Origin of the sequence: Limnospira fusiformis SAG 85.79 (genome assembly GCF_012516315.1) — a bacterium.
Taxonomy (GTDB): Bacteria; Cyanobacteriota; Cyanobacteriia; order Cyanobacteriales; family Microcoleaceae; genus Limnospira; species Limnospira fusiformis.
In genome coordinates this window covers 3,698,255-3,712,447 of sequence record NZ_CP051185.1, presented here as the reverse complement: position 1 = coordinate 3,712,447, position 14,193 = coordinate 3,698,255, and the positions used below count along the sequence as shown (strand labels likewise).

Annotated in this window: 8 protein-coding genes and 1 riboswitch; of the genes, 4 read left to right on the top strand and 4 right to left on the bottom strand. The window is 43.0% G+C overall.

The features are described 5' to 3' along the window. Positions 1-94: 94 nt before the first annotated feature. The 4 genes from HFV01_RS17445 to HFV01_RS17430 form a co-directional block, all read right to left on the bottom strand. The gene (locus HFV01_RS17445; protein ID WP_006620453.1) at positions 95-1,873 is read right to left on the bottom strand and encodes a R3H domain-containing nucleic acid-binding protein; all 1,779 of its coding nucleotides are present in this window, start codon (positions 1,871-1,873) and stop codon (positions 95-97) included. Positions 1,874-1,940: 67 nt separating this feature from the next. Beyond that, positions 1,941-3,050 (bottom strand): circadian clock protein LdpA, encoded by a 1,110-nt coding sequence (ldpA, locus tag HFV01_RS17440; protein ID WP_006620452.1) that lies wholly within the window; start codon positions 3,048-3,050, stop codon positions 1,941-1,943. A gap of 39 nt (positions 3,051-3,089) precedes the next feature. Further along, entirely contained in the window at positions 3,090-3,566 is a 477-nt protein-coding gene (locus HFV01_RS17435) for an NAD(P)H-quinone oxidoreductase subunit N (protein ID WP_006669642.1), read from the bottom strand. A gap of 4,095 nt (positions 3,567-7,661) precedes the next feature. Continuing rightward, positions 7,662-10,790: a UPF0182 family protein gene (locus HFV01_RS17430; RefSeq protein ID WP_006620450.1), complete on the bottom strand. Its 3,129-nt coding sequence runs from the start codon at positions 10,788-10,790 to the stop codon at positions 7,662-7,664. 86 nt (positions 10,791-10,876) lie between these two features. On the opposite strand from HFV01_RS17430, the gene HFV01_RS32345 reads away from it, so the two are divergent. From HFV01_RS32345 to HFV01_RS17415, 4 genes are all read left to right on the top strand, one after another. Next, positions 10,877-10,999, top strand: a complete 123-nt coding sequence (locus HFV01_RS32345; RefSeq protein WP_035759729.1) for a DUF8629 family protein — start codon at positions 10,877-10,879, stop codon at positions 10,997-10,999. Positions 11,000-11,156: 157 nt separating this feature from the next. After that, positions 11,157-11,248: riboswitch (Glutamine riboswitch) on the top strand. 40 nt (positions 11,249-11,288) lie between these two features. Beyond that, complete coding sequence (locus HFV01_RS17425; protein WP_006669644.1) at positions 11,289-11,645, top strand: DUF4278 domain-containing protein; 357 nt, start codon at positions 11,289-11,291, stop codon at positions 11,643-11,645. 202 nt (positions 11,646-11,847) lie between these two features. Then, positions 11,848-12,693: an ABC transporter permease gene (locus tag HFV01_RS17420; protein WP_006620447.1), complete on the top strand. Its 846-nt coding sequence runs from the start codon at positions 11,848-11,850 to the stop codon at positions 12,691-12,693. Positions 12,694-12,770: 77 nt separating this feature from the next. Next, entirely contained in the window at positions 12,771-14,189 is a 1,419-nt protein-coding gene (locus tag HFV01_RS17415) for an ABC transporter ATP-binding protein (protein ID WP_006620446.1), read from the top strand. The last annotated feature ends 4 nt before the right edge of the window (positions 14,190-14,193 follow it).

Genomic DNA, 14,193 nt, shown 5'->3' with positions numbered 1-14,193 from the left:
TGCTAAAGTTGAAAGGGAAAATAGTTATATTTTAATTATCTATTGTAAACGGAGGCAACCCGAACAGGCTGCCTCTATAGTTGTGATGTGTTTGCTATGCTGGATAAATCCTGATCCGGCGGTTGGGTTCCTCGCCGAAACTGTTAGATTTCAGGCGATAGTGTTCGACCAGTTCATGCTGCATTTTTCGCACTTTTGGGGAACGAGGTAAAAGTTCCACAGGTTGACCCTTGGGAATGACAATTTCCTCTACTGCTAGTCTGGCTTCCTCTAAGGCTTCGAGTTCATCAGAGGAATTCCCGGAAGCAAACAGAGTCAGATCAGGAACTTCTGGAGTGCTAGGATCTGACCTGTGTAGTAACCGATGCAGAGCCTTAGCAATCTGAGGGGGACTGCCAGATTTAACGGTGTGAATGGGTATATGGCGATTTTTTGCCATTTGTCGCAGCTTGGACTGATTGCGAATATGCGATCGCAAAGCCAAGACGACATCAGCACTGTCAATATCCTTAGTCACCACCACAGGCAACATCAGAGTGCGAATCACCTGATCTATCTGATAGCGAGCGATCGCATAGGGATAGATATGCAGAGGCAAATCATCCTCATTAAATCCATTATCCCCCAGATCCAAACCATTGTCATCCCCCAATCCTTGACTATCAAAGGAGGCATTCAGCAACTGTTCAAATTCCTGGGTGGCGGGTTTATTTTCCGGCGCAGACCCTTCGCGAACAGTAGTGCTAGTGGGAAGTGGCATCATTTTCCCGGAAGCCCGCAGACCCCCCAAACCCGGTGCAGACAAAGGGGGTAAGGGTCGGGATGAACCAGTAGATGCTCCTGCTGGCACCGCATTCCGAGCGGCGGGGGTGCTATAACGTTCTTGGGTAACAGTGACTTCACCGCGATCGTTCATTTGTCTGACCTGTAAAGTCGGCTGCATTCCCCGCAGCAAACCATCAACAGTAGTTGATACCGACTCATGGACAACCCAACGTTCCCGTTCCAACATTTCTATGGCAATATCAAAAGTTGGGGGAGCCTTACGTTCCAAAACGGTTTTTTGAGAACCCCGCCGCCGTGCTTCATCATCTCCCAGAGTGACGGCTTGAATTCCGCCAATCAGATCTGCTAAAGTGGGGTTCTTCATCAGGTTTTCAATGCGGTTACCGTGGGCGGTTCCGATTAATTGCACACCCCGCTCGGAAATTGTGCGGGCGGCGAGGGCTTCCAATTCTGTGCCTATTTCGTCAATGACAATCACTTCGGGCATATGGTTTTCCACCGCCTCGATCATGACCTGATGTTGCAGTTCTGGACTGGCTACCTGCATACGTCTGGCTCGTCCAATGGCGGGGTGCGGAATATCTCCATCCCCGGCAATTTCGTTAGATGTATCGATAATTACGACCCGTTTATGGAGTTCATCAGCTAGGACGCGGGCAATTTCTCGCAGGGCAGTAGTTTTGCCGACACCAGGACGACCTAGCATCAAAATTGAGCCTCCGGTTTCTACCAAGTCTCGGATCATGCCGATTTTGCCAAATACGGCGCGACCAACTCGACAGGTTAAGCCGATAATTTTCCCGGTGCGGTTGCGAATGGCACTAATCCGGTGTAGGGTTTTTTCAATACCGGCTCGGTTGTCACCGCTAAACTCACCAATGCGGGATATGCAATGGCCCAAGTCATCCCAGGTAACAGGCTGTTGGGATAGGTATTCGGCATTGCTGGGAAAACGAGCCTCTGGGAGACGACCCAAATCCATAACTATTTCAATCAAACATTCGCGTTCTGGGTGGTTGATCAGGTTTTTTCGGACTGTTGGGGGAACAATATCAAGCAATCTGTTAAGGTCGTCTGTGATCTGCATACTTCTCAGGTTGAAGTGTTCAATCAATAGGGTGAGAACTGGTTGAGGGATTTGGAGGCAGGAAACCTCAAAATCCTTTGATTTGGGCAACTAGGGAACTTGCTAGGTTAACGGCTTTCCATAGTAGGTCTGCTTGGGTTTCTAATTGAGTGATTTTTGACATTTCTAGGGGGTCAGATTCCTGATTAGGAGATTCTAGGGATTCCCAAATGGGGGAAAGTAAGGTGCGAGCATAGCTACCATAGGCGACTCCGGCGACTTTTGGGGAAGTGGAGTTTTTCTCGGTTCCCTCATCGGGGAGAAGTTTTAGCGATCGCAGCTTGGCTACAGTATAATCATTTGTGCCTCCTGCTAGTTGCACATATCCTGGTAGTTGGGCGGATAACACCTTTTGGCTCAGTTGAATGCTGGCTCTGGTGGTGCCACTACCTATGTCGCCACTCATGGGTCTACCGTCGGTTTGCCAAATTAAGGCGGTTGTTGACGGTAGGGGAGTGATTAGCTGGTGCAGACTCCACAAATAATCGATTAGGTCGGGGCTGTTGGGACAGCTAATGGCGATCGCTTTGAGTTGGTGTATCCAAGGCTGAATATGATTCCACAGGCGACGGAAGTCGGCTTCGCGATCGCTTTGGGTGTGGATTTCGATGGCATCAACTCCGGTTTGAAATATCAGCGGCGCGACGGCTTCTGGGGTAAATACATAGGACCGAGCGCGGATCAAATTTGATGGACAAACGGGAATACACCGACCACAGCCATAGCATAGTTCATCTATAACCCCAGCTTGTAGGTCGCTAAAAGCGATCGCCCCCGCCGGACAAATGCTTTCACAGGGACGGGGACAATGGCTGGGACAGGCTGTGGCTTCAAATTCAGCTTTCCGAAAATGGGGATCTTCTCCGTCGTTGAGGCTGACCATTAACCACGGTCTCCCTCGATAGCCAAAACCTCGGCGGCGAGCCTGATTTCCTAAATCAGCACATAATGCGATCGCTTCCAGGGTAGCCTTGATCACGGCTGGGTCCGCCGCCACATCAATGCAGTCCGCCCCCGCTAGGGTATAAGCTAGGGCCAAATGGCGCACTGATGGCAGGTGCTGGTAACTGGCTCCACAAATGAGTTTGAACCAGCGACCTGTTTTCAGTGATGTTAGAGGGGAATCAGTAGTGATCACATTTTCTATGTTTACATGGATGCGGGAAATGGTTGGCGCTTAGGCAACGGCGATCGCATTTTTTAAAGGTTTCCAGCTAAATTGGCGATCGCCTCCCATCTCTATGGCAATTTTAACCCGAGGTTCAATACTCGGTAGGCGACTGAGAAAATCGACCTCTTGGCTTGACAAAATATGCCCTTCTATGATCCATAATACTAATCCCTTGGAGTTAGGGGGCAGATTCTCTAACTGATAGTTGACCACCGGAGGAAGATAATAAATATCTCCCACCGCCGCATCATTACCACTGCTTTTTTTACCTAGGTGAGGCGGTCGGACACCATGAACCCCCAACAAGTACGCCGCCAAGTCACCCAATCCCCTGGCTGATAGGCTATAGGTAGTATAACCAGCTATCCTGAGACGGCGGCGGTAACGTCCCTCAAATCCTCCCTCCAACGGAACATAGAGCGCTAAAGCTCCTTCCGACTCCAAATCTCGAATTAGTTTCCCACCGGTTGTAATCAGTGCCATAGGTTCAATTACCGTCTGTTTGCTCAACTGTTACCTTAAATTTACCAGATTTAGGCGATCGGGCAACCTTCCGGCAGGACAATTGATAATTCTAGGGGCGGGTTCTTCTATAACCTCGCCCCGGAAATTAATAATTAATAATTAATAATTAATAATTAATAATTAATAATTAATAATTAATAACTGCTAATTATCAACCTCGCCCCGGAAATTAATAATTAATAATTAATAACTGCTAATTATCTACCTCGCATCCCCACCTAGAAATTGATTATTCATTACAGCCTTTTGAGTAATCATGCCATAGGCTGTCAAAGTCCCTCTCCCCCCTGGGAGAGGGATTTAGGGTGAGGGTAATAGCACGATTTCTGAAGCTGTATTCATTGTTAATTATTAATTGTTAATTGTTAATTATTAATTAATAACTGCTAATTATCTACCTCGCATCCCCACCTAGAAATTGATTATTCATTACAGCCTTTTGAGTAATCATGCCATAGGCTGTCAAAGTCCCTCTCCCCCCTGGGAGAGGGATTTAGGGTGAGGGTAATAGCACGATTTCTGAAGCTGTATTCATTGTTAATTATTAATTGTTAATTGTTAATTATTAATTAATAACTGCTAATTATCTACCTCGCATCCCCACCTAGAAATTGATTATTCATTACAGCCTTTTGAGTAATCATGCCATAGGCTGTCAAAGTCCCTCTCCCCCCTGGGAGAGGGATTTAGGGTGAGGGTAATAGCACGATTTCTGAAGCTGTATTCATTGTTAATTATTAATTGTTAATTGTTAATTATTAATTAATAACTGCTAATTATCTACCTCGCATCCCCACCTAGAAATTGATTATTCATTACAGCCTTTTGAGTAATCATGCCATAGGCTGTCAAAGTCCCTCTCCCCCCTGGGAGAGGGATTTAGGGTGAGGGTAATAGCACGATTTCTGAAGCTGTATTCATTGTTAATTATTAATTGTTAATTGTTAATTATTAATTAATAACTGCTAATTATCAACCTCGTCTCCCCACCTAGAAATTGATTATTCATTACAGCCTTTTGAGTAATCATGCCATAGGCTGTCAAAGTCCCTCTCCCCCCTGGGAGAGGGATTTAGGGTGAGGGTAATAGCACGATTTCTGAAGCTGTATTCATTGTTAATTATTAATTGTTAATTGTTAATTATTAATTAATAACTGCTAATTATCAACCTCGTCTCCCCACCTAGAAATTGATTATTCATTACAGCCTTTTGAGTAATCATGCCATAGGCTGTCAAAGTCCCTCTCCCCCCTGGGAGAGGGATTTAGGGTGAGGGTAATAGCACGATTTCTGAAGCTGTATTCATTGTTAATTATTAATTGTTAATTGTTAATTATTAATTAATAACTGCTAATTATCAACCTCGTCTCCCCACCTAGAAATTGATTATTCATTACAGCCTTTTGAGTAATCATGCCATAGGCTGTCAAAGTCCCTCTCCCCCCTGGGAGAGGGATTTAGGGTGAGGGTAATAGCACGATTTCTGAAGCTGTATTCATTGTTAATTATTAATTGTTAATTGTTAATTATTAATTAATAACTGCTAATTATCAACCTCGCATCCCCACCTAGAAATTGATTATTCATTACAGCCTTTTGAGTAATCATGCCATAGGCTGTCAAAGTCCCTCTCCCCCCTGGGAGAGGGATTTAGGGTGAGGGTAATAGCACGATTTCTGAAGCTGTATTCATTGTTAATTATTAATTGTTAATTGTTAATTATTAATTAATAACTGCTAATGATCAACCTCGCATCCCCACCTAGAAATTGATGATTCATTACAGCCTTTTGAGTAATCATGCCATAGGCTGTCAAAGTCCCTCTCCCCCCTGGGAGAGGGATTTAGGGTGAGGGTAATAGCACGATTTCTGAAGCTGTATTCATTGTTAATTATTCATTGTTAATTGTTAATTATTAATTATTAACTGCTAATTATCAACCTCGCATCCCCACCTAGAAATTGATGATTCATTACAGCCTTTTGAGTAATCATGCCATAGGCTGTCAAAGTCCCTCTCCCCCCTGGGAGAGGGATTTAGGGTGAGGGTAATAGCACGATTTCTGAAGCTGTATTCATTGTTAATTATTAATTGTTAATTGTTAATTATTAATTAATAACTGCTAATTATCAACCTCGTCTCCCCACCTAGAAATTGATTATTCATTACAGCCTTTTGAGTAATCATGCCATAGGCTGTCAAAGTCCCTCTCCCCCCTGGGAGAGGGATTTAGGGTGAGGGTAATAGCACGATTTCTGAAGCTGTATTCATTGTTAATTATTCATTGTTAATTATTCATTGCTAATTATTAATTAATAACTGCTAATTATCTACCTCGCATCCCCACCTAGAAATTGATTATTCATTACAGCCTTTTGAGTAATCATGCCATAGGCTGTCAAAGTCCCTCTCCCCCCTGGGAGAGGGATTTAGGGTGAGGGTAATAGCACGATTTCTGAAGCTGTATTCATTGTTAATTATTAATTGTTAATTGTTAATTATTAATTATTAACTGCTAATTATCTACCTCGCATCCCCACCTAGAAATTGATTATTCATTACAGCCTTTTGAGTAATCATGCCATAGGCTGTCAAAGTCCCTCTCCCCCCTGGGAGAGGGATTTAGGGTGAGGGTAATAGCACGATTTCTGAAGCTGTATTCATTGTTAATTATTCATTGTTAATTGTTAATTATTAATTAATAACTGCTAATTATCTACCTCGCATCCCCACCTAGAAATTGATGATTCATTACAGCCTTTTGAGTAATCATGCCATAGGCTGTCAAAGTCCCTCTCCCCCCTGGGAGAGGGATTTAGGGTGAGGGTAATAGCACGATTTCTGAAGCTGTATTCATTGTTAATTATTCATTGTTAATTATTCATTGCTAATTATTAATTATTAACTGCTAATTATCAACCTCGTCTCCCCACCTAGAAATTGATGATTCATTACAGCCTTTTGAGTAATCATGCCATAGGCTGTCAAAGTCCCTCTCCCCCCTGGGAGAGGGATTTAGGGTGAGGGTAATAGCACGATTTCTGAAGCTGTATTCATTGTTAATTATTCATTGTTAATTGTTAATTATTAATTAATAACTGCTAATTATCAACCTCGTCTCCCCACCTAGAAATTGATTATTCATTACAGCCTTTTGAGTAATCATGCCATAGGCTGTCAAAGTCCCTCTCCCCCCTGGGAGAGGGATTTAGGGTGAGGGTAATAGCACGATTTCTGAAGCTGTATTCATTGTTAATTATTAATTGTTAATTGTTAATTATTAATTAATAACTGCTAATTATCAACCTCGCATCCCCACCTAGAAATTGATTATTCATTACAGCCTTTTGAGTAATCATGCCATAGGCTGTCAAAGTCCCTCTCCCCCCTGGGAGAGGGATTTAGGGTGAGGGTAATAGCACGATTTCTGAAGCTGTATTCATTGTTAATTATTAATTGTTAATTGTTAATTATTAATTATTAACTGCTAATTATCAACCTCGTCTCCCCACCTACAAATTGATGATTCATTACAGCCTTTTGAGTAATCATGCCATAGGCTGTCAAAGTCCCTCTCCCCCCTGGGAGAGGGATTTAGGGTGAGGGTAATAGCACGATTTCTGAAGCTGTATTCATTGTTAACTATTAATTATTAATTATTAATTATTAATTATTAACTGCTAATTATCAACCTCGTCTCCCCACCTACAAATTGATGATTCATTACAGCCTTTTGAGTAATCATGCCATAGGCTGTCAAAGTCCCTCTCCCCCCTGGGAGAGGGATTTAGGGTGAGGGTAATAGCACGATTTCTGAAGCTGTATTCATTGTTAATTATTAATTGTTAATTATTAATTAATAATTAATAACTGCTAATTATCAACCTCGCCTCCCCACCTAGAAATTGATTATTCATTACAGCCTTTTGAGTAATCATGCCATAGGCTGTCAAAGTCCCTCTCCCCCCTGGGAGAGGGATTTAGGGTGAGGGTAATAGCACGATTTCTGAAGCTGTATTCATTGTTAATTATTCATTGTTAATTATTCATTGTTAATTGGGAACTATAATGGCGGGTTCGATGGGGTCAGCATCAAAGACAGCTTGCAGAGATTCATCTAAAGTAGGACGCATGACAATGCGGTTTTCATAAGCCACAATAACCCTGACTAGAGTAGGTAAACTGTTATCAGTCGCCTCGAGATAAATTGGTTCTACATACAACAAAGACTGTTCAATGGGAATTACTAATAAATTACCCTGAAGTACCCGTGAACCTTGACGATTCCACAGTGAGATTTGCTCAGATATTCGGGGTTCTTGGTTGATTAGTGCCTCCACCTGTTCGGGTCCAAATACTAATCGCTGCTTAGGAAACTGATATAATAATAGTTTACCATATTGGGGGGAGTCCGATCGCGCCGCTAACCAAGCAATTAAATTGAGGCGACTGGCGGGAGTAAATGGCTGCAATAGAATAAACTCCGCCATGGCTTCGGTGGGTAGTTTCATAATCAAATAATAAGGCGCGACCCGTTGAGTTTGACCGCCATAAATTTCGGTGGGAATGCGCCAGACATCTTCCCGGTTATAGAACACCCTAGCATCCTGCATGTGGTAAGTTAATAGGCGTTCTGATTGGACTGTAAATAAATCTTGGGGGTATCGAATATGCTCATACAAAGATTTGGGCATATTTTCGATAGGTTCAAATAAATCGGGGAAAATATTGCGTAAAGTGATTAAAAGCGGGTCTCTGGGTTCACTGAGATAGTAGAATTTAATGGAGCCATTATAGGCATCAATTACGACTTTAACTGAGTTGCGAATATAGTTAAATTCGCCATCTTCCGGGTCAGAATAGGGGTAGCGACTGCTGGTGGTGTAAGCATCTAAAATCCAATAGAGATATTTACCCTCCTGTGCATTTTCGGGAACCACATCTTGCCCTAAACTGCTATCTGCGGCTACCAAATAGGGATTTTTATCATACCGTAAAAAGGGAGCGATCGCTTTAACTCGCTGTTGAATTTGACGACGAAATAGCACTTTAGTTTCCGGCAAAAAATTCCGGGTAAAAATCATTTGCCAGTTTTTTAAATACTTAGCAAAAAGTAACCGCCGCCATAGGGAATTAATCGGAATACCCCCATCACCGCTATAGGTATTATAGACATTTTCATCACCGGAGGGAAAGTCAAATTCCAAAACTCTAGTACCAGTCATCACATTGGTATTAGTGAGTTGACCGTAATAAATGCGAGGCTTTCCGATAGGGATACTATCTTCAACGCGAGGATCGACTTCTAGGGTAGTATCTGGGTTAAACCGAGGCGCAGGGCCGATATTTTTGATAAAATATTTAGGTAGTCCTCCTTCCGCTACTTTGTTAACTGGAGATAGGGTAAATCCATAACCGTGGGTATAGACAAGGTGTTCATTAATCCAAGTTTGCGCTTTTTCGGGAACTAACTGATAGTCTAATTCCCGTCCTGCAATAATCACCTGTTGTTTTTGAGTACGATTATCTGGTGTTTGTTCCTCTTCTGGTTTCAGCAAAGTATAGCGGTCAATAGCAGCATCAAGAAATTCATAATAAGGTCGAATTTGCTGGAGTTGACGATTAGTTTGTAATAGGGGTCGCTGGTCCCACAGCCGAATATTATCAATGGTGAGAGAATTGCTTTCTAGGTCAGCGAGGGTTAGTTGAGCGTCTGGGTCAAAGGTTTGAATATCAATATTATCAAGATGAAAACCCTGTTGGGTAAATTGAATATTGCGTTCAATATATGGCAATTCTCGCTCTAATTCGTTAGGCTGGACTATGACCCTTTGCACCATTTCTGGCAACGCCACATTAGCCGAAAATCCCATCAAAATATATACAGATAAAATCGCCCTCAAAGAATAGCTATCCGCGAATAATTTGGCATAGCGTTTTGGTTGCGATCGCGGACGACGCAAACCCATTTTTTTTAAGCAAAACTCGACATAAGGTTTAATTACTTCTACGGAAAAGAAAGCCTGCCAGAACAAGAACAGCGCGAATAATATACTAATGAAAAACATCAAGTAATAGGCGGGTTCAGCCACATTGGCATCAGTATAGCCAGCCCCAAATACGACCCCTCGCTCGGAATATAATAACTCATATCGATTTAACCAATATCGCAGAGCCATACATAGCATGAACACACCAGCCAACCCATGTAAGTGGCGCTGCTGAAAACGAGAAAATCCGGGAAATTTGCCTTGATTAAAGCTATCACCGGAAAGTAGATAAATCAGGGAGCAGGAAATTAAAGCCAAGAGAAATAAACCGAATAGCCAAAATTCTACCAAGTCAATGGCGGAGATGATAAAAATATAAAAACTAATATCTTTGTTAAAGAGACCTTCTGTAATCTGAAAATCGGTGGGGTAGAAAAATCCCAGTACATTAATCCAGTGACTAGAGAGAACCCAACCAAAACCGAGGCTAAAAAATACAGCGATCGCACTTAGAGAAAGCTGTGGTTTAATGATAACTACCATAGTCATAACCACACTAATGGCAATTTGCCACCATTGGATAGGTTGCTGAGTCATCATTTCCCAAATGACGGCAAAATCAAACCGACGGGGTAGCAAGGGAACAACCAAATCCTGCTCTAGGCTGATGTTGAAATCTGTAATAAACTCATAGCCATAGTGGAGTGTCATCACCACCATGAACATAGTTGGCCCAATTACCAGAAAAGATAGCCATGGCAAATTTAAGGCTGGGGGTCGGCTAGGGGGAGGCGGTGAAAATAGGGCATCCTCAAATCGGTGGTAAGATTTAATGGCGGATTGATAGCGAAATTTGTCAGCAATAGCCAAATTGAAGAACAGAAAGGCTGCACTCAAACCCACCCCTAGGACCCATAATCCTACTTGGGTTAGCAGTCGTCGCCTGAATACGGATAAATAGCCAACTTCATCAAACCATAGGTATTCGGCGATCACCCAGGTGATCATATCAAATATCAACCATGCGCCGAACAGAAACAGAAGCGCTTTTAGGACCCAGTTTTTGGATATCATGGCATTGAGTAGGTTAGATTTACGCCCTTTGACCATTTTAGCGTCTGGAGTCGATCGCGTGTCAGGCGATCGCTTTTGATGGTATTGACCATGGGTAGAAGTTTCGGCCCCAGCCATAATTGGCCCTAATGTATGGACGCTCTCACTCAGAAGCGTTTACAATCCCAATGGTTAGTCAATTTATCGGGAGGGATACCCCAAATATGGATATCAAGTTAATTTTAGTCGGGTTAACCGTGGTATTTAGCATCGCCTGCATATTCTTCGGGACACAAAACGGCTTCTACGACAGCGACGACTATCATGGTAACGGTTCCGCTCATTAGGAACCCACCACCTCTCAAACCCCTCCGAGACAAGGCCAGCCTTGTCTCTACCCCTTTTGGGGTATTTAGCAAAATTGTTAAAATTTTCTAAAGAAATCCCATAGACCCTTGACATTTATTTGGTAAACGGTAACAATAGATACAGAAACAAAAACAAATCGTTCATCTCTTTTCGCTCTAAGGGTTTTCTAGCCCTAATGTTCAGAGGAGGGGAGACGGAAGTAGGGAGTAATCCCGAAGGAACGCGCCTCACTAAAGTTAACCAATTTGAACAAGAGAGGCGAAAATCATGGGACTTACATATCGCGGCGTTAGCTACAGCCAAAATACCGAATCCGTTGAAACCACCGTTGGTCAAGTAGGTGGCAAGTATCGTGGTCAAGACTGGCGCTTCCGTAACTTGAAAAAAGCACCTGTTCTGCAACCTAGCCATAACCTGACTTATCGTGGGGTGAAATATTGCAATAACCCCGAAGCAGTGGCTACACCTTCTCAAACTCCGCTGTCGGTAGCCGATCGCTCTCGGGAATTAATCCTGAAGCAGCAACGGTCAGCCTGGAAACGGGAAAAATCAATGTTTAATCGTCTGGCTGATCAGGTTGGGTTAGATGCCAACAGTGCCGAAATCTATAACCCAGCTTGGTAGATAACATCTGATTAGCTGTCAATAAATACCTTAATGCACCCCTGTTGGGGTGTTTTTTTTGGCGATCGACTACCCTATTAACGCCCTGGGACTAGCAATCAAGACACCGAATGTGGCACACTTGTCCTCAAACCATTGTCTCTAATAAGATATTTGGCTGTGGTGTGTGTAGTGGACGAGGGACAAAAAATTGCTTAGGTCAATGAAAGGTGTTGTACACAGAGTTTGGGGGGGGAGATCTCCAGTTGTCTATAGTCAATGGCGCACAAAACTCAACTTACTCGCTACCCTTGTACAACGGGACCTAGAGGCGCGATACAAAGGGTCTATTCTGGGAAACCTCTGGCCTTTACTCAATCAGTTGGCGCAACTGCTGATCTATACCTATGTTTTCTCTATTGTTTTGCAGGTTAAACTAAGCATTACAGGAATGCCAGAAGACAGTAAACTGACTTTTGGACTTTGGCTGTTTGCTGGTCTAATTCCTTGGTTTGCATTTATCAATGGCTTGACCCAGGCGGCTACTTCTGTGATTGGACAAACTAATCTGGTCAAAAAAGTAGTCTTTCCCCTGGGGCTGTTACCAATGGTGCCAATTTTGTCGGCTTTTATTGAGAGTACCTTTGGTTTAGCGGTGTTGATTATCTTTGTGGGCTTCTCCTATCAAGGTCTTCACCAAACCCTCTGGCTACTACCGATGATTTGGGTTCCACAACTGTTGTTAACTGCTGGCTTAGGATATTTGACGGCGGCGCTGACAGTCTTTCTGCGAGACATCCCCCAAACTTTGGGGGTAATTCTCAATTTGTGGTTTTATGTCACACCAATTGTCTACCCAGCCAGCAAAATTCCTGAAGGGTGGCGAGTTTGGGTGTTTTGGCTGAACCCGGTTACGGCGATCGCTGAAAGTTATCGAGATCTAGTCCTAGTTGGAACTATCCAACATGGGGGAGAATTAGCCGTGGCTACAGCCGTATCCATTGTGATTTTCTCTATAGGCTTAGGAGTCTATCGGCGCTTACGTCCTGCCTTTGCTGATGTACTTTAGACCACAACATATAGACAATTGACAATTATCGCTGTTCGCCACCTTACCATTGATAGCCTAATCCTCAATCAGAATCCATGACTGATATTGCAATTTCCGTCAATCAAGTTTCCAAATGTTTTAAGCGATATAAACATCCCGTAGACCGTCTCAAAGAAATATTTTGGCCAAAAACCAGTCTGGCTGAAAATTTTTGGGCCCTACAAGATATCAACCTACAAGTTTTTCGGGGTCAAACTCTGGGAATTGTCGGACGAAATGGATCAGGTAAAAGCACCCTCCTACAAATTATTGCCGGAACCTTAACCCCTACTCATGGCGAAGTTAAAGTTAATGGCCGTGTGTCCGCTTTGCTAGAGTTAGGTAGTGGATTTAATCCTGAATTTACTGGACGACAAAATGTGTTCTTTAATGGTCAGTTGTTGGGATTAAAACCCGAAGAAATTGCGACCAAGTTTGATGATATTGCCGCCTTCGCTGATATCGGGGATTTTATCGATCAGCCTGTCAAAACCTATTCTAGTGGGATGTATATTCGCCTAGGTTTTGCTGTGGCTACTAGCGTTGACCCTGATATCTTGATTGTTGATGAAGCCCTATCTGTGGGAGATGAGGCTTTTCAACGTAAGTGTTTTAGCCGCATTCACGAAATCCAAGACCGGGGCGGTACTATTCTCTTTGTATCCCATTCTGCCCCCTCTATTATCCAGTTATGCGATTCGGCGGTACTTATGGATAAGGGGGAAATGTTATTAGAACATACCCCGAAGATGATTGTTTCTAAATATCAAAAAATGATCTATGCTGATGCTGATGCAGCCGCCCAAGTGCGCGCCGAAATTCAGCAGATTAAAGCCTCATTGCCTCCTCAACATCAAGTCCATAAAGTAGTTAGTATCTCTCAACAAAATGGTAATCATAGTCAGGGTCAGAGTCAGGGAATGATTAAACATAATCCTGATTATCGAGACTATTACGATCCAAATTTAGTCCCTGACCAATTGATTCGTTATCCTAGCCGGGGTGCAACTATCCAAGACCCCCATATTAGAACTTTAAAAGGTAAGCGAGTTAATCATTTGGTCGCCCGTCAAACCTATACTTATAACTACGAAGTTGAGTTTATGAAGTCCGCCTCCCATGTCCGCTTTGGGATGTTGGTTAAAACTGTTAGTGGCTATGAATTGGCGGGGGCTTCTTTTTTGGCAACCTCTCAGTTAATTAAATATGTTGATGCCGGAACTAAAATCATGTTAGAATTTCAGTTTAAGTGCCTCCTGGCTCCTGATGTGTATTTCTTGAATGCTGGTGTATCCGGTATCGTCGAGGGAGAATTTACTTATTTAGATAGGTGCGTTGATGTGGCTATGTTTAGGGTTCAGCCCTGCGAAGAGTCCTGTGGTACGGGTGTTGTTGACCTGTTGGTTGAACCACAACTAACTATTACCTCTGGTAAGGTTCATTGGGAAAATTTAGATGGTGTATCCGTGGGATAAATAA

Bases quoted from the DNA above. Each gene is read 5' to 3' on its own strand.
- HFV01_RS17445 (WP_006620453.1), bottom strand. From the start codon at position 1,873: ATGCAGATCACAGACGACCTTAACAGATTGCTTGATATTGTTCCCCCA.
- HFV01_RS17435 (WP_006669642.1), bottom strand. From the start codon at position 3,566: ATGGCACTGATTACAACCGGTGGGAAACTAATTCGAGATTTGGAGTCG.
- HFV01_RS17430 (WP_006620450.1), bottom strand. From the start codon at position 10,790: ATGGCTGGGGCCGAAACTTCTACCCATGGTCAATACCATCAAAAGCGA.
- HFV01_RS32345 (WP_035759729.1), top strand. From the start codon at position 10,877: ATGGATATCAAGTTAATTTTAGTCGGGTTAACCGTGGTATTTAGCATC.
- HFV01_RS17425 (WP_006669644.1), top strand. From the start codon at position 11,289: ATGGGACTTACATATCGCGGCGTTAGCTACAGCCAAAATACCGAATCC.
- HFV01_RS17420 (WP_006620447.1), top strand. From the start codon at position 11,848: ATGAAAGGTGTTGTACACAGAGTTTGGGGGGGGAGATCTCCAGTTGTC.
- HFV01_RS17415 (WP_006620446.1), top strand. From the start codon at position 12,771: ATGACTGATATTGCAATTTCCGTCAATCAAGTTTCCAAATGTTTTAAG.